Origin of the sequence: Chitinophaga sp. RCC_12 (genome assembly GCF_041360695.1) — a bacterium.
Taxonomy (GTDB): domain Bacteria; phylum Bacteroidota; class Bacteroidia; order Chitinophagales; family Chitinophagaceae; genus Chitinophaga.
This window is the reverse complement of the sequence record NZ_JBFUPS010000013.1, coordinates 144278-165882: the sequence shown is the minus strand read 5'-3', so window position 1 is coordinate 165882 and position 21605 is coordinate 144278. Positions and strand designations below refer to the sequence as shown.

Annotated in this window: 16 protein-coding genes; 1 reads left to right on the top strand and 15 read right to left on the bottom strand. The window is 47.2% G+C overall.

Annotation, left to right across the window (positions count from 1 at the left end):
* Positions 1-113: 113 nt before the first annotated feature.
* The 11 genes from AB6805_RS29175 to AB6805_RS29125 form a co-directional block, all read right to left on the bottom strand.
* Positions 114-590, bottom strand: a complete 477-nt coding sequence (locus AB6805_RS29175; RefSeq protein ID WP_370912966.1) for a hypothetical protein — start codon at positions 588-590, stop codon at positions 114-116.
* Between the two features lie 104 nt (positions 591-694).
* The gene (locus tag AB6805_RS29170; protein ID WP_370912965.1) at positions 695-1309 is read right to left on the bottom strand and encodes an alpha/beta hydrolase; all 615 of its coding nucleotides are present in this window, start codon (positions 1307-1309) and stop codon (positions 695-697) included.
* 2 nt (positions 1310-1311) lie between these two features.
* Complete coding sequence (locus AB6805_RS29165) at positions 1312-2247, bottom strand: ring-cleaving dioxygenase (RefSeq protein WP_370912964.1); 936 nt, start codon at positions 2245-2247, stop codon at positions 1312-1314.
* Between the two features lie 126 nt (positions 2248-2373).
* The gene (locus AB6805_RS29160; RefSeq protein WP_370912963.1) at positions 2374-3771 is read right to left on the bottom strand and encodes a RagB/SusD family nutrient uptake outer membrane protein; all 1398 of its coding nucleotides are present in this window, start codon (positions 3769-3771) and stop codon (positions 2374-2376) included.
* A gap of 11 nt (positions 3772-3782) precedes the next feature.
* On the bottom strand, positions 3783-7553 hold the full coding sequence (locus AB6805_RS29155; RefSeq protein WP_370912962.1) for a SusC/RagA family TonB-linked outer membrane protein: 3771 nt from the start codon (positions 7551-7553) through the stop codon (positions 3783-3785).
* A gap of 30 nt (positions 7554-7583) precedes the next feature.
* Positions 7584-8705, bottom strand: coding sequence for a FecR family protein (locus tag AB6805_RS29150; RefSeq protein WP_370912961.1), 1122 nt, complete (start codon positions 8703-8705; stop codon positions 7584-7586).
* Between the two features lie 54 nt (positions 8706-8759).
* Positions 8760-11036 carry a Gldg family protein gene (locus AB6805_RS29145; protein ID WP_370912960.1) on the bottom strand — a complete coding sequence of 759 codons (2277 nt, stop codon included), beginning with the start codon at positions 11034-11036 and terminating at the stop codon, positions 8760-8762.
* A gap of 7 nt (positions 11037-11043) precedes the next feature.
* Complete coding sequence (locus tag AB6805_RS29140; protein ID WP_370912959.1) at positions 11044-11970, bottom strand: ABC transporter ATP-binding protein; 927 nt, start codon at positions 11968-11970, stop codon at positions 11044-11046.
* A gap of 108 nt (positions 11971-12078) precedes the next feature.
* A complete protein-coding gene (locus AB6805_RS29135) occupies positions 12079-12663 on the bottom strand; it encodes an RNA polymerase sigma factor (RefSeq protein WP_370912958.1) in 585 nt (194 codons plus the stop codon).
* 145 nt (positions 12664-12808) lie between these two features.
* Positions 12809-13708, bottom strand: a complete 900-nt coding sequence (locus AB6805_RS29130; RefSeq protein WP_370912957.1) for an alpha/beta fold hydrolase — start codon at positions 13706-13708, stop codon at positions 12809-12811.
* Positions 13709-13764: 56 nt separating this feature from the next.
* Positions 13765-14763: an alpha/beta hydrolase gene (locus AB6805_RS29125; protein WP_370912956.1), complete on the bottom strand. Its 999-nt coding sequence runs from the start codon at positions 14761-14763 to the stop codon at positions 13765-13767.
* A 160-nt stretch (positions 14764-14923) separates the two neighbouring features.
* Between AB6805_RS29125 and AB6805_RS29120 the strand changes: the two genes are divergently transcribed.
* Positions 14924-16606 (top strand): sigma 54-interacting transcriptional regulator, encoded by a 1683-nt coding sequence (locus AB6805_RS29120; RefSeq protein WP_370912955.1) that lies wholly within the window; start codon positions 14924-14926, stop codon positions 16604-16606.
* 2 nt (positions 16607-16608) lie between these two features.
* Here the strand turns inward: AB6805_RS29120 and AB6805_RS29115 are convergent, their stop codons facing one another.
* Genes AB6805_RS29115 through AB6805_RS29100 form a run of 4 tightly spaced genes read right to left on the bottom strand, consistent with a single transcriptional unit; the run spans position 16609 to position 21577 of the window.
* Positions 16609-17226 (bottom strand): TMEM175 family protein, encoded by a 618-nt coding sequence (locus AB6805_RS29115; RefSeq protein ID WP_370912954.1) that lies wholly within the window; start codon positions 17224-17226, stop codon positions 16609-16611.
* A 23-nt stretch (positions 17227-17249) separates the two neighbouring features.
* Positions 17250-18614, bottom strand: coding sequence for a sigma 54-interacting transcriptional regulator (locus AB6805_RS29110; RefSeq protein WP_370912953.1), 1365 nt, complete (start codon positions 18612-18614; stop codon positions 17250-17252).
* A gap of 12 nt (positions 18615-18626) precedes the next feature.
* Positions 18627-20885 carry a histidine kinase dimerization/phosphoacceptor domain -containing protein gene (locus AB6805_RS29105; protein ID WP_370912952.1) on the bottom strand — a complete coding sequence of 753 codons (2259 nt, stop codon included), beginning with the start codon at positions 20883-20885 and terminating at the stop codon, positions 18627-18629.
* Positions 20882-21577, bottom strand: a complete 696-nt coding sequence (locus tag AB6805_RS29100; protein ID WP_370912951.1) for a YoaK family protein — start codon at positions 21575-21577, stop codon at positions 20882-20884. The genes AB6805_RS29105 and AB6805_RS29100 overlap by 4 nt, the downstream gene beginning before the upstream one ends.
* Between the last annotated feature and the right edge of the window lie 28 nt (positions 21578-21605).

The following is a 21605-nucleotide window of genomic DNA, read 5'->3' as shown; positions in this document are numbered from 1 at the left end:
TTAACAAATTGACGGCAAATAAGATCACCGCCGGGAACGCTGCAGATATAACTAAAACAGCCTCCGGGTCAGTGACCCCGGAGGCTGTTTATAAATAGCTCCATCCCGTCCGATTACTTCACTGGCTGCCGCACCTTAAAAAACTGCAGTACCAGTCCTACCACCAGTAATCCCAGCAACACCTTAATGCAGTTCTGCACAATTGAAGAAGTAGGTCCGTCGGACAGCGGGTGCCCCACCGGCACACGTAGTAAGGTTTCGTTTATGGCAGGTATCAGGGAAAGAAACAGGGTAAGCGTCATGCAAAGCACCTGTATCAGCAATAAACTTCTTTTGCCGGACGCTTTGCGCCCCAGCAAATAGGCCACTCCGAGTAAAATAAGTATCAGTATCCCGATGCCGTGCCCGGGATTAAAGCCACCTGCTTTGGAAAGCCCAAAGGAAGTGACTGAGGCAATCACCGTCAGTATGCTATATGTCTTGCCCGCATTGGAGAAAGGGTTGATGATACCTTCTTTCAACAAGGCCGCTACAGCAAATAATAAAGCAACGATGGCGATAATGGTGTGTACAATACCTAAAATACTCATAGGAAAAGGATCTAAAGGGTAAATAAATAGTTAAACGTCTGTTCCTGAATTTTGGTTCATTGGCCCGGGTTCATAAATTTAGAAAATCCTTTTTTATAATTACGTTAATCGTGAAAGATCAATTTGTTTACGGCTGCTATTTCCTGGCGGCTGATTGTATGTCCCATATTGGGGTAAATGATTTCGGTTACCTTCGCTCCCATTGCCTCCAGTAAGGTGGTACTTTCTTTCACCCGGCTCACCGGTACATGAAAATCCGGATCACTGCTTCCAATGAAAATTGGTGTCCCATCAAAATCACCGTTGTAATTACGGTGGTCAACATGATCTCCTATAACCCCGCCGGTAAAAGCCACTATACCGCCAAACCTTGCAGCATTGGACGCCGCAAATTCCAGTGTCAGACACGCACCTTGTGAAAATCCCAACAGGAAGATCTGCGATGTTGAGAATCCTTTTTCTTCAAGATCTTCCACTATATCTCCCAACACCTTCAGGGAATCAGAAAGAAACGGTTCATTTCCTTCCCTTGGCGCCAAAAAAGATTGCGGGTACCAGCTATTGCCCTTCGCCTGTGGAGCAATAAGTGCAAATGCCGCTGTATTCAGTTCCGTCGCCAGCGATAAAATATCCTCCGCTGATCCGCCACGGCCATGTACCATGATCAGCACCTTCTCCGCCACATCAAGGCGCTTTCCTGCTGTCAATATTTCCTGCATAACTATACTAATTTTGGAAGCACTTTCTCTAAATCTCCTCTCAGATGCGCATGTTGATGAGGCAACATCAGATGGGTACCCAGTTCATTTAAAGGTTCATCAACTGTAAAACCCGGGTTCTCTGTAGCGATTTCAAAAAGGACGCCGCCCGGCTCCCGGAAGTACAGCGAGAAGAAATAGTCCCTGTCAATTTTTGGGGTAATCTGTAAATTCTTGCTCAGTACTTTTTCGCGGAGCTCCATTTGCACCTGCTCATCTTTTACACGGAAAGCCACATGATGGTTCGTTCCTGCAGCATTTATCCCTCTCTGGCCATCCTGAACTTCCAATAAATCAATGATGGCCGCTGTATTTACGGTGTCTGTAATGAAGCGGTACCGGTTACCCTCCTGAGAAAGAAAACGATAACCCAGGATATCGGTCAGCACTTTCGCGGTTTCCTCCATTTTCCGTAAGGTAAGCGTGGTACTGTGAAAACCCCTGGTAGCAGTATCTTTCTTAATTTCATCCGTTTCCCAGGGTACCCTGTTATCTTCTGCTTTAGGAACAATGAGGCTGAGCGACAAACCATCCGGATCACGGAAAGAAAGAAACTGCTCACCAAAACGCTCCGCAATTTCGCTGGTCTTCACCTGCTTCTTTGCAAACCTGTCTAACCAAAACTCCAGGCTCCCGGCAGGAACCGCATACCCAATTTCAGTAGCCATTCCAACACCTTCACGTCCCTGTCCAATTCCTTCCCACGGAAAAAAGGTAAGGATCGTTCCGGCAGATCCGCTTTCGTCACCATAGTAAAGATGATAAGTTCCGGGATCGTCAAAGTTGACTGTTTTCTTCACCAACCTTAAACCCAAAGCTTTGGTATAAAAATCTAAATTTCCCTGCGCACTTCCCGCAATAGCGGTGATATGGTGCAATCCTAAAATACTGTTGTTCATAATGATGTACTGGTAGTCAAGAAGCATACCACTGCATACCTTCCTTTAAATCAGCACTTTATCACAAAACCTCTTTTCAAAAAAATACTATATATCGTAAATTTATGAATTCACGTGAACCACTGGCTAACGCATGTTTTGTGCAAGTTTGGAATTGGTGATCACTTCCTGCGGTATGAGCAACGTATAACGGGCATCATTGGCAGGCAGACTGTATGCCGTTCCATTTACAGTGCGGGAAAGGTTCTTTGCAAAACGGGTGTCTTTATTAAGCCTCCGCAGATCCGTCCAACGGAGTCCCCTCATCAGCAGTTCCTTACGCCGTTCCAAAAGGATTTTTTGAAGCGCATCGGTGGCGTTGCTCACGGTAAAGCCTGGATAAGCTCCCGTTGCCCAACGGGTGGCGAGTAAGGTGTTCATGTCGCTCACTGCATTAGCGGTTTGCCCTGCCCGGACGTAACATTCTGCCCGTACCAGGTACAATTCATCTACCGCAAGACCATTAAACAAAGCGGAAGAACCTACTGCTCCTTCATAGTTACCGACAAAGCGATACGTACCTGAAGGTACCGGCACATCCAGGTTCTCCTTCACCAACAATTGTTTACGAAGATCATCGTTCTGATACGCGCTGATAATCACAGGGTCTATCAACGCTTTATTCTCATCACCAAAACCTACTTCCAGCACACTGTTTTGATAGTCAATCACTGAATGGAATATTACTTCTTTATTGAAACGCGGAAAAGGATTATAGCTGCCCAACTCAAGTGTGTTATAATCAAGCAGGTCGCTTTTGAGCTTCAGCGCTGCATCGGCGGCGGATAAGGCGTTGGGATAATCTTCCATCGATAAATAAACGCGGGCGAGCATGGCCAGTGCTGCTGCTTTGTTTGGCCGGGAAGATATACCGGAAGTATTGTTCAGTAAACCCGCCGCCCGGGTAAGATCATCAACGATCGCATCATAAGTTTCTTTTACGGTGCCCCTGCCCGGAACATCGTTGATATCTGAACGCCTGTGGATAGGAAGGCCAGGTTCCTGCATGGTAGCGGCGCCATAAGGTTTGATATATACCTGTGCCAAAGGCCATAAAGCATAGGCACGCAGAAATAAGGCGCTGCCCTGCAGGTTATTGATCACTGCCGGCTGGTCTGTGTCCTTAATTTTTTCCAGGGCTTCCAGGACGAGGTTACAATGATAGATCTTATTGTAAGAGGCCACCCATTGTGTTGACGCCGCACGAATAGCATTAGGCTGCCAGGTATACAGCGCTTTATCTTCCAGTGTAATCGCATCTGAATTATAACGGTTATCATCCAGGTAATAATCATCAGCAGCAATCTCCCCGTCTATCGGATAATTGATATTAAACAGATCATAATTATCCAGTATCAGCTGGCAATCTTTTGTTGTTTCAATAAAAGATTGCGACCCACTTTTTTTGATGTCTACATATTTCTGACAACCGGTGACGGTGAGCACACACACTGTCAAAAGAATATATTTTATATAATTTTTCATGACTCGTTCAATTAAAAGTTAGTTGAAAATCCCAGGCTATAAGTACGCGGCAAAGGATAATCGAATACTTCCGGATCTATCCCTTTATCGTTGGCGCGCCAGATAATACCCAGGTTGCTGATATTGGTATATACTCTTGGATCTTTAATACGGCTTCCAGGCTTTACTTTCAGGGTATAAGACAGGTTGATCTCCTGTAATCTGATATGATCCCCTTTCACTACATTGATGGCCGAGTAATAGTAAAAGTTATCCCGGTTGGGGTTACCCGTCGACATGACGGCCGACGGCACATTCGTGCTTGTTTCATCGCCGGGGCGCTGCCACCTGTTGTTATATTCTTCCCCCTGCAAACTATTACCGGAATACAGGTTGCCATAGTTAACCACCTGCGCTAAAGGACGGCGTACATAGTAGCCGAGTTTGTAAAGCAGGTTGGCCGACAGCGCAAAAGAAGCGTAGGAAAATGTATTCCTGAATGCCCCATAATACACCGGAACCGCGCTGCCAAAATATTTCAGGGTACCCAGCGGGGCATTCTGAATAGCTTTGTAATTGTTGTCTCCTTCCAGGGAATTGGATATGGTTACAATGTTACCATCCAGGTATCCCCGCGGATCGCCGGTTTTAGGGTCCAGGCCCGCCCACTGATATCCAAACAATCGTGACAGGTCGTAGCCTTCGTTATAAGAACCGGTGCTGTTACTCACTGCCGCACCGGCCTGGCTGGTAGCCGTGGCAAACAGCTTTGTTACCTTCACGCGGTTGTAGGCAAACAACAGGTTGCTGTTCCATTTGAACGCCCCTGCGCTTACGTTCAGCGAGTTTAGTGTGAGCTCTACCCCATGTCCCTGCAGGTTGCCTGTGTTGTAATTGATATTGGTGTACCCTGTGCTGGGATCGAGCGCGCCGCCGGCAATCAGGTCGGTCGTTTTCTTGCTGTAGTACTGGATATTACCGGAAAGCCGGTTGCCTTTGAACTGGAAGTCGACACCTATATTGAGCACGCCTGTCCGCTCCGGACGCAACTGGCTGTTGGTGATGCCGGTGCCGAAGGAAGTATACGCATACGGAAGATTATTGGTACCATTGAGCGTGGAATAAGTGATCAGTGGCCTCGCAATAATCAGCGGGTTTACGTTTCCGTTATAACCATAAGTTGTTCTGAGGGTCAATGAAGGCACCAGGTCCCAGTGGTAAAAACTTTCGTTGTGAATATTCCAGGCGCCGCCTACAGAATAGAATGGCGTCCCTTTCTGGTTGGTGCCACGGCCAAATTCACTGGAAAGATCTTTGCGTATACTACCTGAAAGCGTATACCTGGCATCATACGTATACGCCGCATTGGCATAGTAGCTGAGAGTGCGCACTTTATTGTCGATAAACCCGGTTGAAAGATTGGGAATATATTCACCATTGTACCCGCTGAAGTCTTCTGCAAAAGCAATTGGTATCATGGTTTTAAAATCCAGCTTGTTATTGGTATACAAGGTGCCTTCATCATAGCCGTAGTAACCGTTGCTGGCGGCAAGACTATAAGACTGGGCCATATCAAAACCAGCAATGGCCGACAACTGGTGTTTTTCTTTCCAGGTATGGTCAAAGTTCAACTGCCCCCTGAAAGTATGATTGCTGGAGGTGGTTTCCATAATCGTGTATTGGCCGCCTAAAGGCAGTTGACGGTTATAAGGCGCCACTGGTTCCAGTGTCCGGGGATCAACAGACGCCGGTGAAGTGGTGAAATAATTGACCAGGTTCCTCATATAAAATGAGTTTTGCCGGTAAAGGGTATTATCATTATTTCTGCCAGTGTTATAGTTATACGTCAGCTGTGCGGTAAGCCCGTTTGATATCCTGTAATTGGCGTTGATGCCCAGGTTCAGATTCTGCGATTTCAGCTTGTTGTATCCTTCATTGATATCGTTCAGCGGCACATAGCGGTAGCTTAAAAATTTATCGCCATACTCTTTGTCCACCGCAGCGGCAAAACCCTGGCGGTAAAGTTTGGCAAGTTCCAGGTAATTGCCCTGGTCATCGGCTAAGCGTGAGTAAGGATAAAAGGTGGCATCGGTGGCGCCGGTGATCCTGTTTTGCGGGGCCTGTTCGTTGTATTGCTGAACATTGTAAGAAATATTTCCCTGTAGTTCGAGTTTTTTAAGCGGTTTAACGGACATGGAATAACCGAGTGCGATCCGGTCGTAGTCCGAATTTTTTGTATTGTTGATGGTCTTGTCCCATCCGCCGGACAAGCGGTAGTTAAAGCGTTCGGAGCCGCCATCTACTCCCAGGGAATAACTTTGGGTAACTGCATTTCTCAGAAAATATTTATCATAATCTTTCCTGATGTCATTGTTTCTTAAAGCATCCAGTTGCGCGTTGGCCTGCGCGTCGGTCAGTGTATGTTTAAACTTCCAGGCGTCTACAATTTCTGCTACCGGTGATTTTATTTCCTGGCCGTATAAGTGGGAGATGCTCAGATCCGGCAATGGCCGGTTCTGCTGTTCAAAATAAGCTGCCTGTGCATCAATATAATCAGAAACGCTCATTGTTCTATTGTAGAACAGGTCCACCTTTTCGGTGACATTAATATTGCTGTTAAAGGTAACCCGTGGAGCGCGGTTATATCCGCCACGTTTTGTTTTAATAACAATAACGCCGTTGGCGGCACGGGAGCCCCAGATAGAGGCGGCAGCGGCATCTTTCAGGATGGTTACGTTCTCTACATCATTAGGGTTTACCCGGTCGATGGAGTACGGACTGGCAATACCATCGATCACCACCAGCACCTGACCGCTGTAGTTACCGTTCAGGTCTGCGTTCACTGCGTCATTCAGGGTATTTTTACCACGAATGGTGAGGTTGGCCAATGGAGACTGCCTGGCATTGGGCGAAGCTGAATTGATGGGACGAAGATCGTTACGGAAATCCAGCGAGGTAGTAATCCCTTCCAACCGCCGGATCAGGTTAGGATCGGTGCTGTGTTGAAGCTGCTCCTTAGAAATGACTTCAAAAGACCCCGTGGCTCTTTCTCTTGGCAATTCCTGCAAACCGGTTGAAACGATGGCCACACCCTTCATTTCAATGGACGCTTGCTTGAGCAGCACATTAATGGCTGTTCTGCCTTTTACGGCAATAGTATCGGACTGGTAACCCACATAAGAAAATATCAGGCGGCCATCGTCGGGTACCCTGAGTATTTTGTACAGCCCGCCCTGGTCGGTTGCCACTGATATGGGGGTGCCCGACAACCGGATGGTGGCCCCGGGAAGGCCCACGCCCTGGTCGTTGGAAACGAATCCCATGATATCAACGAAATTGATCGCCGGCGCGACGGCGCCTACCGGCTTTTCTCTCAGTATGATGGTATTATCATCGATGGTATACGACAGTGGCTGGTCTTTTAAAACCAGGTCCAATACGGTTCTGATATCAGCCGCTTTTATATTGATACTTACTTTGTGGGTATTTTCCAACAACTGGGTAGTGTACACAAATTCATAATTGCTCTGCTGCCGGATCTTTGTAATGATCACCCGGATAGCCACGTCTTTTTCCTTGAGTGATATCTGCTGGGCAAAGGTGGCCGACGCGCTGAAGAGCATAATGAACAGTAAGCAGGACGTTAATCGCATGATCAGCCGGATTTTACGGACATGCAAATGATGCATGCCGGATTTCATCGCATAATTTTTATACATTTGTCTTGTTTGGTTGATAGTTGATACAATCAGGAATTTTATTGACAATACTGCCAGGCGCCAGCCAGTTGTGTGCAACCACATCTGGCTATTTTTCAAACCTGCAGCGACTTATTATTTGGTGACGGTAATTGTTCTTCCCACAATTTTAAAATGTACTTTATTGGTCAGTTCCAGTTTTCTCAACACCTGTGAAACATAGGCACGGCTGCTTACGCGGCCGCCAAAATCATCGGTTGGCAATGTTCCTTCATACACTACTTCCATATCATACCAGCGGCTTATTTTACGCATGATCGACTGGATCTTTTCATTCTGGAAAACGATATAATTGTTTTTCCAGCCGATGGCTTCCTCTGTATCTACCAGGATGGTTTTAATTCCGGCGTCAGTTTTCTGCGCCTGCTCCCCGGGTTTCAATACTACATTACCGATACGGATACTGCCTTCCAGCAGGGTTGTTTTGGTAATCGACTCATCGGTATAACTGCTGATATTGAAATGTGTTCCCAGCACTTCCACTTTTTGCCCACGGCTTTTTACGATAAAGGGTTGCGCTTTATTTTTTGCCACCTCGAAGTAGCCTTCTCCCTGCAACTCCACTTCCCGCTGCTGTTGTCCACCAAAGCTCGAAGGAAAAACCAAACGCGAAGCTGCATTGAGCCAAACGACAGAGCTGTCGGGCAATACCAGCCGGTAGGTACCTCCTTTAGGCGTTTGCAAGGTCAGCATCCGGATACCATCGCTTAATGCGGCATCCCCCTTGAGCTTTGTGTTATCATCATACCTTACATCGCCGCTGTTCACCACAATACCCGTTCTGGAAGAATCCAGCACCATCGTACCACTGCCGGCAACAGATAAGGTTGCTTTGTTTGTGGCGGGAGGAATATCTTTCTTACTCTCCGCCAGCTGGCTGACAGAAATTGCCGGTGTATGCGCCGGGCGGTAAAGAAAATAAGCGCCTATCCCTAACATGAAAACTGCAACAGCCGCGGCGGCCACCAGGTTACGCCGCCATCCAAACAGGCGTTTGACCGGGCGGTATTCATTTTCCAGCCGCTCCCATATCTGGTCAACGGCAGCAAGCCGCGCTATCATATCAGGAGCAGCCGCCCCTTCTTCCCGGTAGGTAAGGTACCATGACTCCAGCAACGCCAATTCCTCCGGGGTGGCCTCTCCCAGCCTGTAATGCTCCAGCATCTCCCGGATTTGTTGTTCCGTTAGTTCGCTCATAACCTGCGTATATTATGTAAGACAATCCACACCTCCCAAGGAGGTATATTTTTTTTATTTTCTTTTCCTGCTGATCAAAAGCGCTGCAGCACAGGCGATCATGAATGCAGGTATTCCCCATAATGTTCCTGACCGGTAAACCGATAATTGCTGTCTGCTGGTTAAAATGGCATCGTCCTGCGGCGCCGGGCGGCTCACCTTCACGGGGAACCGGCCATCGCTGAACCATCTAAAGATGCCATTAATAAATGGGAAATTGTATGCCTGCGGGATGGAATTATTACTCATAAAATCAGCATCTCCGCTGATCAGGATCTTTTGCTCCCTGTTGGCTAGTGTACGTTTGAGCATCAGGACTAACGGTTTGCTTCCCTTCAGATCTCCCAGCTCGGGTTGATAGGATACCGACGACGATGAAGGATCAAATCCATTCTTCCTGTTCCAGCCCAGGGCACTGCTTTGCAGCACGGTATCCGCGGTGAAAATACGGTCTGTTACCTCCAGCATGGCCGCAGAAGGCATGGCTACAGCTGCATTCATGTACATCAGCTGATCCAGGTATTCGTTATTTTCTGTGGCAATGCGCCCCTGGATAAGATCGGCAGGCGCATTTTTGTCGGGGTTCACCATCATGCCCGGGGACAGCTGCACACCAAACTGACGCAGGAAAGGATTGATCACCTCGCGGTGCGAAGGTTCTGCTGTAATCAGCATATCGCCTCCCGTGGCTATATAACGGCGCACACTGGAGTCGGCATGTTGACTCAAAGGTTTGGCCGGATCTGCCAGTATAAGCAGCGTTGTGCCTTCCGGCACATCCGCCACATCCAGGTTTACGCTTATTACATCAAAGCCCTGGTTGATCAGCGACTTCCTGGTTTTCCTGGCGTTACTGAACAAGTTGTAACTCCGGTCCCCTTTTATCCGGATACTGCGTTCATCATCCCCTTCTATAAAAACAATCTGCTGGCGTGGCGTCACCAGCTTCTTTATAGCAGCCGTAATTTCCGCTTCTTCCGGGAACTGGTTATTTTCATTATACAGCCGGAGAAAGCTGGTGTTGCCGCGGTAGCTGAGCTGCCGGACAAATGTATTTTCCTCCGGCGCCAGGTCAATGATCTGATGGATCTGGTCGGGTGTTAAAAAATCGTCAAGGTCAACTCCTATGTTGTCCGCCACCTTTTCAGCCACTTGTTTTGTATTCAAACCGGTAATATCTCCCTGGTAAATCATATTGGGATTACTGGCAAGATCCGTAGCATCATAATAATAAACATAGTTCATTTTGATACCGGGTATAAACCTGCGGAAATCTTCAAAACGCGACAGGTCCGTGTTTCGTGATACCGGCAGCCCGGCGTATACATGCTGGTCCAGGAGGTTTACGTAAGTGGTGATTACGAGTGGGCCTTCGATCTGTTTGGCAACCGCCTGGCTGGCCGGTGTCAGCGTCTGGGACTTTTGCGCGGTAACATCCAGGTAGCCGATACCGGCGGGTCTTGCACTTAAATATCCTGCCAGCAAAACAAATGCAAGAAGCGCCACATACTTGCCTGCCTGTATGACGAGTGGTTTAGACTCACGGCTCACCTTAAACCGCAGCATTGTAAGACCCAGGAAAAGTAAAATAATGAGCAGGTAATAGATGATATCCCTGGAGGTGATCAGGCCGTTCAACATACTTTCCGTTCGTCCTGATAAAGACAGGAAATAGGTAAGGTCTCTTACAAAATCAATACTTTGTCCTACCGTTCCAATATACTTCAGCACCGCCAATACAGCAAGGGTACTGATGGCGGCCACCACCTGGTATCCTGTCAGGCTCGACATAAACAGGCCGATAGCCGCGTAGGTGGCTGTTAGCAGGAACAAAGACAACAACCCTGCGCCGATCAAACCAGTATCTGCATCTTTAATCACACATATACCAATCACACAGTAAATGCCTAAAATAGCCATCAGCATCAGCGCGTAATAGATCATGGCGAGGTATTTACCCAAAATGATTTCACTGATTTTTACCGGCGACGATAGTAGTAATTTGATAGAACCGCTGCTGATTTCCCGGCTTATCAGTCCCATGGTAAGCAGCGGGATATATAAATAAAGATTTTGCAACACTTTATCGAACAGCCCATTGGTAGCGGGAAAGAGCAGCTGCGTTAAATTATCCGCTTTTTCTCCCATCATAAACAACTCCTGGAAACTGCCGAGCATTCCAAAGAAGCCCATCCCGGATTGCACCATAAAAATCACCAGCACCAGCCAGGCAACAGGGGAATAAAAAAGTACGCTGAGCTCCAGCTTAGCTATTTTAAATATTTTAGTCATAACAGGTTCAGGAAGTTTTATTTGATAACTGTGCAAAAATTTCGTCCAGGCTGCTTTTCTCCAGCATAATTTCCGTGAGCTGCCAGTTATCGTCAACGGCGAGTTGAATAATAGTAGAAGACACCAATGAAGTAGTGTCAAAATGCATCCTGAAACCACCATCATTCAGCAGTTCCACATGAGTGATCCCGGGGATGGCCGCCATTGTTTCAATTGGCGGCGGATTGTTCATATAAACGCGCAGGGAGTTTGGTAAAATGTAATTATTGAAAGCCTTCATGGTATCGGCAAATACCATTCTTCCGCCTTCAATCATGCGTACATCATCGCAGGTCGCCTGCACTTCCGATAAAATATGAGAAGAAAAAATAACGGCCCTTTCCGTGGCGATTTCTTTAATCAGCTTGCGTACTTCCAGTATCTGGTTAGGATCCAGCCCGTTTGTTGGCTCATCAAGCACAACTAGTTTGGGCCGGTGTATGATGCTTTGAGCGATGCCCACCCGCTGCCGGTAGCCGCCGCTGAGGTTATTGATAAGCCTGGTGCGGAAATGGGCAACACCGCATTTTTCCATCGCCGACGCTACTGCCGCCTTTACCTGCCGTTTATCAATGTTGCGCAGGTAAGCGCAATACGTTAAGTATTCACTAACCGTCAGATCAAGGTGCAGCGGGGCGTTCTGAGGAAGGAAGCCTATCCTCATTTTGGCTGCTTCCGGATGCTGCCGGATATCGATCCCATCTATCTCCACGGTACCTTCTGTCTGGCTCAGTACCCCGCACAGGATGTTCATGGTGGTTGATTTGCCGGCGCCGTTTGAACCCAGTAAGCCCAGTACGCCCAGCTTGCTGATTTCAAGGTTGATATCGCGTATGGCCCAGTCCCGGCTGTATTTATGAGACAGGTGTGATACTTTTACAATGCTGTTGTCCAATTTTCTGATGATTAGCTTTAAAAAAGTGCTTTATACATCATAAGACAGGTTGGAGGGCTGCAAGTGGTATAGCCGGGAGAAAAATATTTTTAAGCGGACCGCCAGTACCTAGTGCTTCAGCATCCAGAGCAGGTAGAGGTAAGCAAAGAAACCTATTTTTTTACGGAGATGTTTTAAGGCATTAGACATTTGCTTTTTCACCGTTTGCTCGGTAGTGCCCATGATTTCAGCGATCTGTTTATGGCTCAGGTGCTGTTTCCGGCTTAACTCAAACACTTCCCGCATTCTTGGCGGAAGATCGGCTATTTCTTTCTCAATTGCCGCTGCCAGCATAGATTCGCGCACCTTGTGATCGGTAACAGCCGTTCCATGTTGGGAATAATGTTGTATGGAGTCAATATATTTCTGCTGAAGTTGTTTTTTCGCAAACAGGTTCAGGATATGATTCCTCACACTGCTGTACAGGTAACCGGATAAATTACTTTCAATCTGAATGGCCTCTCTTTTTACCCAGAGATTAGAGAAAATCTCCTGGATCACATCCTGTGCATCAATGTCGTTGCGGGTTTTATTCCAGGCGTGATGGTGAAGTACCAGTTTATACCGGTGATAAATTTCTGCAAAGGCATTCCGGTCTCCTTCCTTAAGTAATAAGACCAGATCAGGATCGGAATAATTGCTATAATTAACCATACGCGTACGCTGGTAAGGAGAAACCAGTGCTGCAATTATAATAAATATATCGTAAACCCGGCAGAATTTTTCACAACCAGAGAAGACGTTTAATGCAACGGGGACTGCGCCCAACGGCTTACCCCCGTTACATTAACTACCGCTGCTATTCTTTGATAAATTTGATCAACTCAGCATTGGTCTTATCTTTTTCTTCGATAAATGCAGCATGCCCGCTTTTCTCAAAAGGCACCAGTGTTGCATTCTTTATACCGGCCTTCATCTGCTCTGCCAATGCGTAGGCTACGATGCTGTCGTGCGTGGCATGCAGGATGAGTGTAGGTATCTTTATTTTTGGCAGGTCTGATCGCAGATCCTCGTCCCTGAGTGCAATAAGCGCCTGTTCTGTGGCGTATGGCGAAGACTGTGCTTCAATACCTCCCAACCAGTTACCCAAACCTGGTGTCAGCGAAGTTGGCGACAGCGTGAACTTTGCCGCTACGGCATCAAATAAGGCCGGGCGGTTGTTGTTATGCAACTCAATCCAGCTGGAAATCTGATCTTTGGTGAACAGCGGATAAGGATAATCCGGTTTCTTTGTGTGGCAGGGAGCTGCCGCATCAAACAGTACCAGTTTTTTAATATGTGCCGCGTTAAATTTGGCGACATAATGCAGTGATATCGCTCCGCCCATCGAATGACCACCAAGAATGGCATCTTTAATGTTTAGCTTATCGAGTACTGTTTTAATATCCGTTGCAAACTGATCATAGTTATACTTGCCATAAGGCTTGTCGGATAAGCCAAATCCCCGCAAAGTAATGCCAATAACCCGGTAGCCGGCCTTTACCAGGGCATGGTACTGGTATTCCCAGCAGGCATCGCTCAATGGATATCCATGAATAAGCACAACGGGGGTTCCTTCCCCCAGATCGGTCACATGTAATCTTACATTGGGCTCTACCTCGATGTATTCAGCCCTGGCAGATGGTTTATTTTGAGCGGAAGTAACGGCAGTCATTAGCGAAAACGCGAGGACAGCAGCAACTGATAAAGTTAATTTCATGATGTTGTTTTTAAATTTGTAAAGATGATTTCAGCGGGTTTATAAAAGCGGACGCTTTACTTCAGCCCCAGGTATTTTTTAAGTTCTGCTGCGGCCTGCACAAAAAGTGATCTTGTTTGGGGAATGTTTGCCAAAGCGTTCAGTAATCCGAAGTCGTGGATCATTCCATTGTATCGAACAGTGGTTACCGCTACGCCGGCTTCATCGAGTTTGCGGCCGTAAGCCTCACCGCCATCACGGAGCACATCCGCTTCGGCTACCTGTATTAAGGCAGGAGGAAGTCCTTTTAACTGATCGATCGTAGCGTTAAGTGGAGATGCGTACACCTGCTCACGTTCTGCAGGATCCGTAGTGTACTGATTGTACATCCATTTCATTAAAGGCGTGGTCAGAAAACGGTCCTGTCCGAATCTTTTGTAGGTATCATGTTCAAAGCCGGCGTCAACAATCGGCCAGAACAGCACCTGTACACGGATCTCAGGTCCTTTGTTTTCTTTGGCTTTAATCGCTGTTACGGTAGCCATATTGCCACCTACGCTGTTGCCTACAATGGCAAGGCGACTGCCATCCACACCAATTTCAGCGCCATGCTCCGCTACCCATTTGGTGGCTGCATAAATTTCATTCACCGCCTGGGGATAGCGCGCTTCGGGTGAAGGTGTGTAATTCACAAAAACGCCTGCTGCACCGGATAACACCACCAGGTCCCTTACCATTCTTTTATGCGTGGGATAATCGCCCAATACCCAGCCGCCGCCATGGATGAAAATGAATACCGGGAGTTGTTCTTTGTTTCCTGCTGGTTTTACGATATTTAATTTGATCGAAAAACCACCGGCGCTGATCGTCTTTTCACTTTCTTCAATACCGGAATAGTCAACATCCGCAGCCGCCTGCGCATTGATCAGCACCTGGCGGGCTTCACTTACGGAAAGTGTTTCCAGTCCCGGTGCACCCGGTACATTCAGCACACTTAAAAAAGCTTTGACGTCTTTTGAAATGGCCGGATCATTTGCTACCGCAGGCACCTGCTGTGTAGTTTCTTTTGTGCTCATAGTTATTGGTTTGTTTTGCCCAGGCAAGTCAAACGGTGTGCCCAGCTTTAATCAATTAACAATCAAATTCTTATGAAATTAATTAGTTTTAAAAAATACGACATGTCGTAATATTATGATATCGCTTTCTTGTCCGGCTCTATGAAATTCAGTACTTTCGATGATGCAGAAAACCAATCATACGGGTCCGGTGGATATGGAACAGGGCAGTCATGTGGACAAGAATGCCATCTTTGAAAATCAACTTATTCAAAAAGAAAATGAACAGGCAAGTTTGCTTTGCGTAGCCGGCAGAATTGCTGCGGTGCGCAGCCGGGCCGACCTGTGGGATATCATCAATAATGAAATACTGGACCTGTTTAACAGCCAGTATTATACTTTATGTTTATTGTCTGAAGACGCTACGACGCACTATCCGTTTTTGCATAGCCGGGATAAGAAACTGGAAAATGGTAAGGTGGACAGTCCCATTATTCACCGCCAGCATCCTGTGAATGACGGGGTTTTTAACCTCGCGTTGTCTGCTGATCAGCCGGTGATTTTTCAACTTGCTGCACTCACCAGGCAAAAGGATATTGCGCCCTATGTTCACTATTGGTTTAAACTCGGCATCAAAGAAATGATGCTGGTTAAAATCACCAATGCCAACGAGGACAGGGGTGTGTTATTTCTTTATTCAAATAACGAAGGGGCCTTTTCAGCTGAAAAATTCAACCTGCTCGCCGGCGTGGCAGACCTTTTAGGAACTGGTATGTGCAATGTACTGGCCAATGAAAAGATAGAACAGCAGATGGAGGAAATAGACCGGTACCGGCAACAGCTGGAAGAAGAAAAGGCTTACCTGATAGCCGAACAATCGGCCAACCGCTTTTCAGGCTTCATTGGTCATTCACCCGAAATCCAGAAGATTTTCCGTTTAATTTCGCAGGTAGCGCCATCAGATGCTACCGTACTTTTACTCGGGGAAACCGGCACCGGCAAGGAGTTGGTTGCCCGTGCCATACATGAGGCGTCTCCGCGCCGGGGGAAGCTCATGATCAAAGTGAATTGTGCTGCATTGCCGGCGAACCTCATAGAAAGCGAATTATTCGGCCATGAGAAAGGAAGTTTCACCGGTGCGTCCGACCGCCGTATCGGGAAGTTTGAACTGGCGAATAACAGCACCTTGTTCCTCGATGAGATCGGAGAATTGCCACCGGAGCTCCAGGTGAAATTATTAAGGGCATTGCAGGAAAAAGAAATAGAGCGGGTGGGTGGTGGAAAAACCATTAGTGTGAATGTAAGGATCATTGCCGCCACCAACAGGAACCTGGAAAAGGAAGTGTCGCAAAACCGCTTCCGGAGCGACTTATACTACCGGTTAAATGTATTCCCTATTACCTTACCTCCCTTGCGGAAACGAAAAGAAGATATTCCCGCCCTCACCTCTTATTTTATAGAACGGTTCTCCCGGAACTCCGGGAAAAAAATTTCGGGCATCTCCCAAAAAGCAATGGAAAAATTAATTTCCTATGCCTGGCCGGGTAATATCCGTGAACTGGAACACCTTATTGAACGCGCGGTATTGCTGACTAATAAGAGCATCATTAAAATGATCCAGCTTCCTGAGCAAATTGGTGCAGAAAGCAGTTTAAATGACAAAGCTTTTAAGATCCTGCCGCTGGAAGAAATAGAACGGGAGTATATTCTGAAGGTGCTTAAAATATGCAGGGGAAGAATTTCAGGACCCAATGGCGCTGCTACAAAATTAAAGATGCCGGCAACTACCCTGATATCAAAAATGCAGCGGTTAGGCATTAAAAAAGAACATTTTGTTACCGGCAAAGAAGACGGGGAAGCGTGAAACTATTTTCCTTTAAGATCGAGCTTACCGGAAGTGTAAGCCCAGTAGATCCACAAGGCCACACAAAGAAACAACGCAGCTGTTGGTTGCACGAAGGAAAGGATAAAGGCCAGGGTATGCACCGGGATGCCGTACAGGTAATTCCTTTTTATACGCTTAATACCGTCGTCGGTGATGTCCGGTCTTAACAGTTGCCGGTCCTGGCTGGCGATCCACCAAAGCAGGTTGAATGCCAGGTTAATGCATACAAATAAAGCGGTATAAATGGCCACTACAATATGAACGGAGGAAGTATGGTAGTAACGGGAGAGTAATGCCGTAGGATAGGAAACGCAGGTAGCCAGGAACAGGATAAGCCCGTTGGCGAACATCAGCGGGGTATTGCGCCGGTAGATCTGTTTGAAGATTTTATGATGGTTGACCCACATAATGAAAATACTGAAAAAAGACAGGCTGAAAGCCAGGAAAGAAGGCCATTCCGCGGCCAGCTTTTTCAACAACGAATCTCCTTTCCCGTTTTCTTCCATCAACGGCACATGCAGTTCCAATACCAGTAAAGTGATGGCAATGGCGAAAACCCCATCGCTGAAAGCTTCTATCCTTGTTGTTTCTTTTTCCATGTGACGGCATTCAAAAAATAATACTATTTGTAACCCGATTCAATTCCATGTTTTTTCATTTTGGAGTATACAGTTTGCGCAGGTAACCCAAGCATTTCGGCAGCGCCATTAACGCCAGAAACCCGGCCCTTGCATAGTTTTAATGCGTTCATAATATGGTTCCGCTCCATCTGCTCCATCGTTTCAAAGGAGGTGGAACCCGGATTTTTTTCCAGGTGTACCGGCAAATCAAAATCAGTGATCTCATTGTTCATCGTCAGAATAACCTGCCGTTCAATGACATGCTCTAATTCCCGGATGTTGCCCGGCCAGCGGTATTCCAGCAGTGATTGCATGGCTTCCTTACTCACTTCCGGTACCTGTTTTCCCAATGCCAGTGCAAACTTTTTAAGAAAGTAAGCGGTCAGCGGCGGAATATCTTCTGCCCTTTCGCGTAAAGGCGGCAACGCTATCGGAAATACATTCAGCCGGTAATACAGGTCCAGCCGGAACCTTCCTTCGGCCACTTCTTTTTCAAGATTGCGGTTGGTTGCCGCAATCACCCGCACATCTACCGGCACGGGCATATCGCCGCCAAGGCGGTGAATTTCCCTTTCCTGTAATACGCGCAGAAGTTTTACCTGCGCTTCTAAAGATAATTCACCGATTTCATCCAGGAAGATGGTACCTCCTCCCGCCTGTTCAAACTTACCGATCCGTTTCTGACCGGCGCCGGTAAAGGCTCCCCGCTCATGACCGAATAATTCCGACTCTAAAAGAGCCAGCGGCAAGGCGGCGCAATTTACCGTTACCAGGGGTTTGTTTTTCCGGTTGGAAGCTTTGTGAACGGCCTGCGCAAACCGTTCTTTTCCTGTTCCGCTTTCTCCCAGTAACAATACAGAGCTGTTACTGCGGGCTACTGCACGGATTTTTTCGAGGGCCTTTTTCAATGCAGCTCCTTTACCAATAATGTCGGGAAAGCTGTTGTCGTCATCGCTTACAACGGTCGTATTATTTTCAGCAACACCATGCTCCGCGCTATAACGGTACCGGGCAATGTCCAGCATCACCAGCAGGTCGCGCTCGCGGAAAGGCTTCACCAGGAATCCATATGGCTGTGTTGTTTTTGCTGCTTCCAGCGTAGCCTGGTTTGTATTTGCAGAGATAAACAAAAACGGTTTTTTCTGCAGAAACAATTCTTTGGCCAGTTCAATCCCCGACACCGGCGTCTTCAACGTAATATCGAGCAGCACCCAGTCGGGATCTTTAAGCGCAATTAACTCGCGGGCCTGCTCTACAGAAGAAGCAATCCCACACATGGTATAACCGGCTTTCGCCAGCATAATACGCAGATCATTGGCAACGATAAATTCGTCTTCGACGATCAGTATTTTCTCTTTTAAACTCATCCTGCGGGCGTTTTAACTGTTTATGGTACTAAAGGTCCTGCATTGAAAGGATAACCTGATTCTTACGCCGGCGCCCACAGCAGCCGATATACGGAAATTGCCATCAAGCTGACCGGAAAGGCCGTGCATCAGGCTCATTCCCAGCGATGTGTTCTCCGGATCCTGTTCCTGCAAAAAGCCAATACCATCATCTGAAATCAGCAGCAAACAACCGGCTTCGTTTGTACGTTTCAATGAAACATAAATATTGCCTCCCTGGCCACCCGGAAACGCATATTTGATCGAATTGCTCACGGCCTCGTTAATGATCAGCCCAATAGGCACTGCCTGGATAACATCGAGCAGCAACGGATCAGTTTCGGTAGTGAAAGAAATCTTATCTGTTTGTTCAAACGACTCCTTCATATAACCAATCAATTCCCCCATGTACCATTTCATATCTATTTTCCCGAGATTATCAACCTGGTAAAGCCGCTGATGAATGAGCGACATCGCATACATGCGGTGCTGACTGTTGCGGATGGCAGCTATTGCATCTGCGTTATCCAGGTATTCAGACTGCGTATTGAGCAGGCTGATCACAATCTGTAAATTATTTTTAACGCGGTGATGTACTTCTTTCAATAACCACTCTTTTTCTTCCACCAGCTTTTTCAGCACTTCGTTCTGATCATTTATTTCCCGTTGTTTACTTTCCAGCTCCAGGTTGGAACGTTTCTTCAGCCGGTAACGGTTATACATTAATGCGGAGAAAAGCACCAGCATGGCTACACCTGCGGCAAATGCATTGCGGAATACTTTCTCGTTTTGCAACAACACCTCCTGCAGCGCACTTTTCTGCATAAGTAATTCTATATTTTTATCTTTTTGCCTGGTTTCAAACTGTAATTGCAGTACTCCCAGTTGTTTCGCCTGGGCAACACTGGTTAAAGAATCGGAAAGCAATTTATATTGCCTGAAATGGCTGAAAGCTGAAGAAATATTACCCATTGCCGAATCAGTTCTGTAAAACAGGTACTCTCCTTCCACCTTCCGTACAAGCGCCAGTGGTATGCTATCTTTGTAGTGGGCATAACTCCGGAGATAGGGAATCGTTTCACTAAAACGGCCAACCGCCTGCAGGTAATAAATGATTCCCAGACGCATAATCTGGCTGAACCTGTCGGACGGGCTATAGTGCTTATAGGAGTTTACCAGGCTTCTGAAGTGAGGTGCAGCTTTGTCAAATTCCATGAGTGCCAAATAGTCCTTCATGTAGAGGCTTGGTTCCAGCATCCCTATCACCTCATCGACATTAGGCCCGTATTGGGCGCTGACAAACATGGTGTCGAGGCTTCTTCTGTACTCGCCCTTATTGCGGCAGGCGTCTGCAATATTGACAAGCATGGTTTTAATACTGCCGGTGTCCCGGTTGCTCCGGGCCAGCGCTAATGCTTTATTGAAATAATCGATCGCCTCGTCATAATATTTAATGCTGTAATAGTTCACACCTACACGGTTATATACGGTAGACATCACTGGTCCCGTATCCCCTGTCTTTTTTCCGGCTTCCACCGCAAGTAAACTATACCGGAGTGATTGAGTGAAATTATTTAACTCGTGATGGATTTCACCCATTATCGAATAGATTCCCTGTAAGCGCAGGTATCCCATTTGTTCGTAAACGGATAAAGTAGCTGTTAACACCTCCAGTGCCTCTGTATACTGACCGTTCAGCTTTAGCAGATCTCCCCTGAACTCATTAAGTTTGGCCGCAGAAAGACTGTCGCCCAGGCTTTGATAAATATCGATGCCCTGTTTGTATAAACTGATCTTTATCGGAAGGTCTTCCGCCGAATTGGAATAGCTGCCCCCCAGCTCCAATATTGCTTCTGCCTTTAGCCTGGGTGTTCCATAAACACTTAAAAGGCGAACCGCCTCTTCACTTGACGCTCTGCCTTCGCCGGAATGCCCGGATTCCCGGTAGGCTTTTGCCAGTAACAGTTTACTCAGCCCAAGCCCTGCCGGGTATCTCAGCTCCTTGCTTAATTTTTCCATTTGGCCGGCGATCTGGAAAGCCATTTTCATATCAGGCTCCAGTGATCCCGGTTTGTCGAGGAACGATTCTCCCCGCTTCATCCAGGCGGTGATAGTAGCGGTATCTCCTTTACGGCTTTGAACCAACCGGCCTATGGTTTCGGGGCCTGCAGCGGACTGCCCGTAGGCTTCCCCGGTAACTGCGAGTCCCAGCAACATCCATATCCATATTTTCCCCCGGATCATTTTCCTCATGGCGCAAATTTACGCGCCATCACCTCTCCCTGCAAATAGCAAACAACAACAGCCACTCCCGGTAGCAGGATAGCACTGAGTCCCAGCCATTTAGCCATTATTGCGCCAATCACGCAACCGGCTAAAAATCCCCCGATGGTGAACACCTGGCCCTGGAAATCCTTCCACGCCAGGGCATCGCCGCTCCGGCCCTTCCTGATCAGGTTTCCCAGATCCAGCGAGGCCTGGGTAACGTTGCCGGTCATCATGGTCGTTGGTCCGTGTGTTTCTTTGGCAAATAATTTTCCAAAAGCATTTTGCAGCCCCATTGCTGCCGCAGTAGTCATCACAATTGAATAGATCATTACTTTCTCTTCCACTCCCGTTAACATGGGCTGCAAGATAGCGCCAATTCCGCAAATCATAAGTACGATGCCCTCCACAAGGAGTATTTTATACTTTTTCTGCGTTTTCTCAACCGCCCATCCAGCGGCCATTACAGCGAGTACAAATACCGGAAAGGTGATTAGTTTCATCCAGGACTCCATGTGATCGCCACCCGTTGCCACCTGCGCCGCAAACACAATAAAATTGCCGGTCACGTGTGCAGAAAAAATGCCATCTCCCGATACAAAGGTGGCGGTATCGCAAAAACCCGCTACCCATGCAAGTAAAAATGTTACCCAATTGATATTGTGTGTAGCTTCTGTCATGTTTTAATTTTGTGGTGTTTAATTTTAC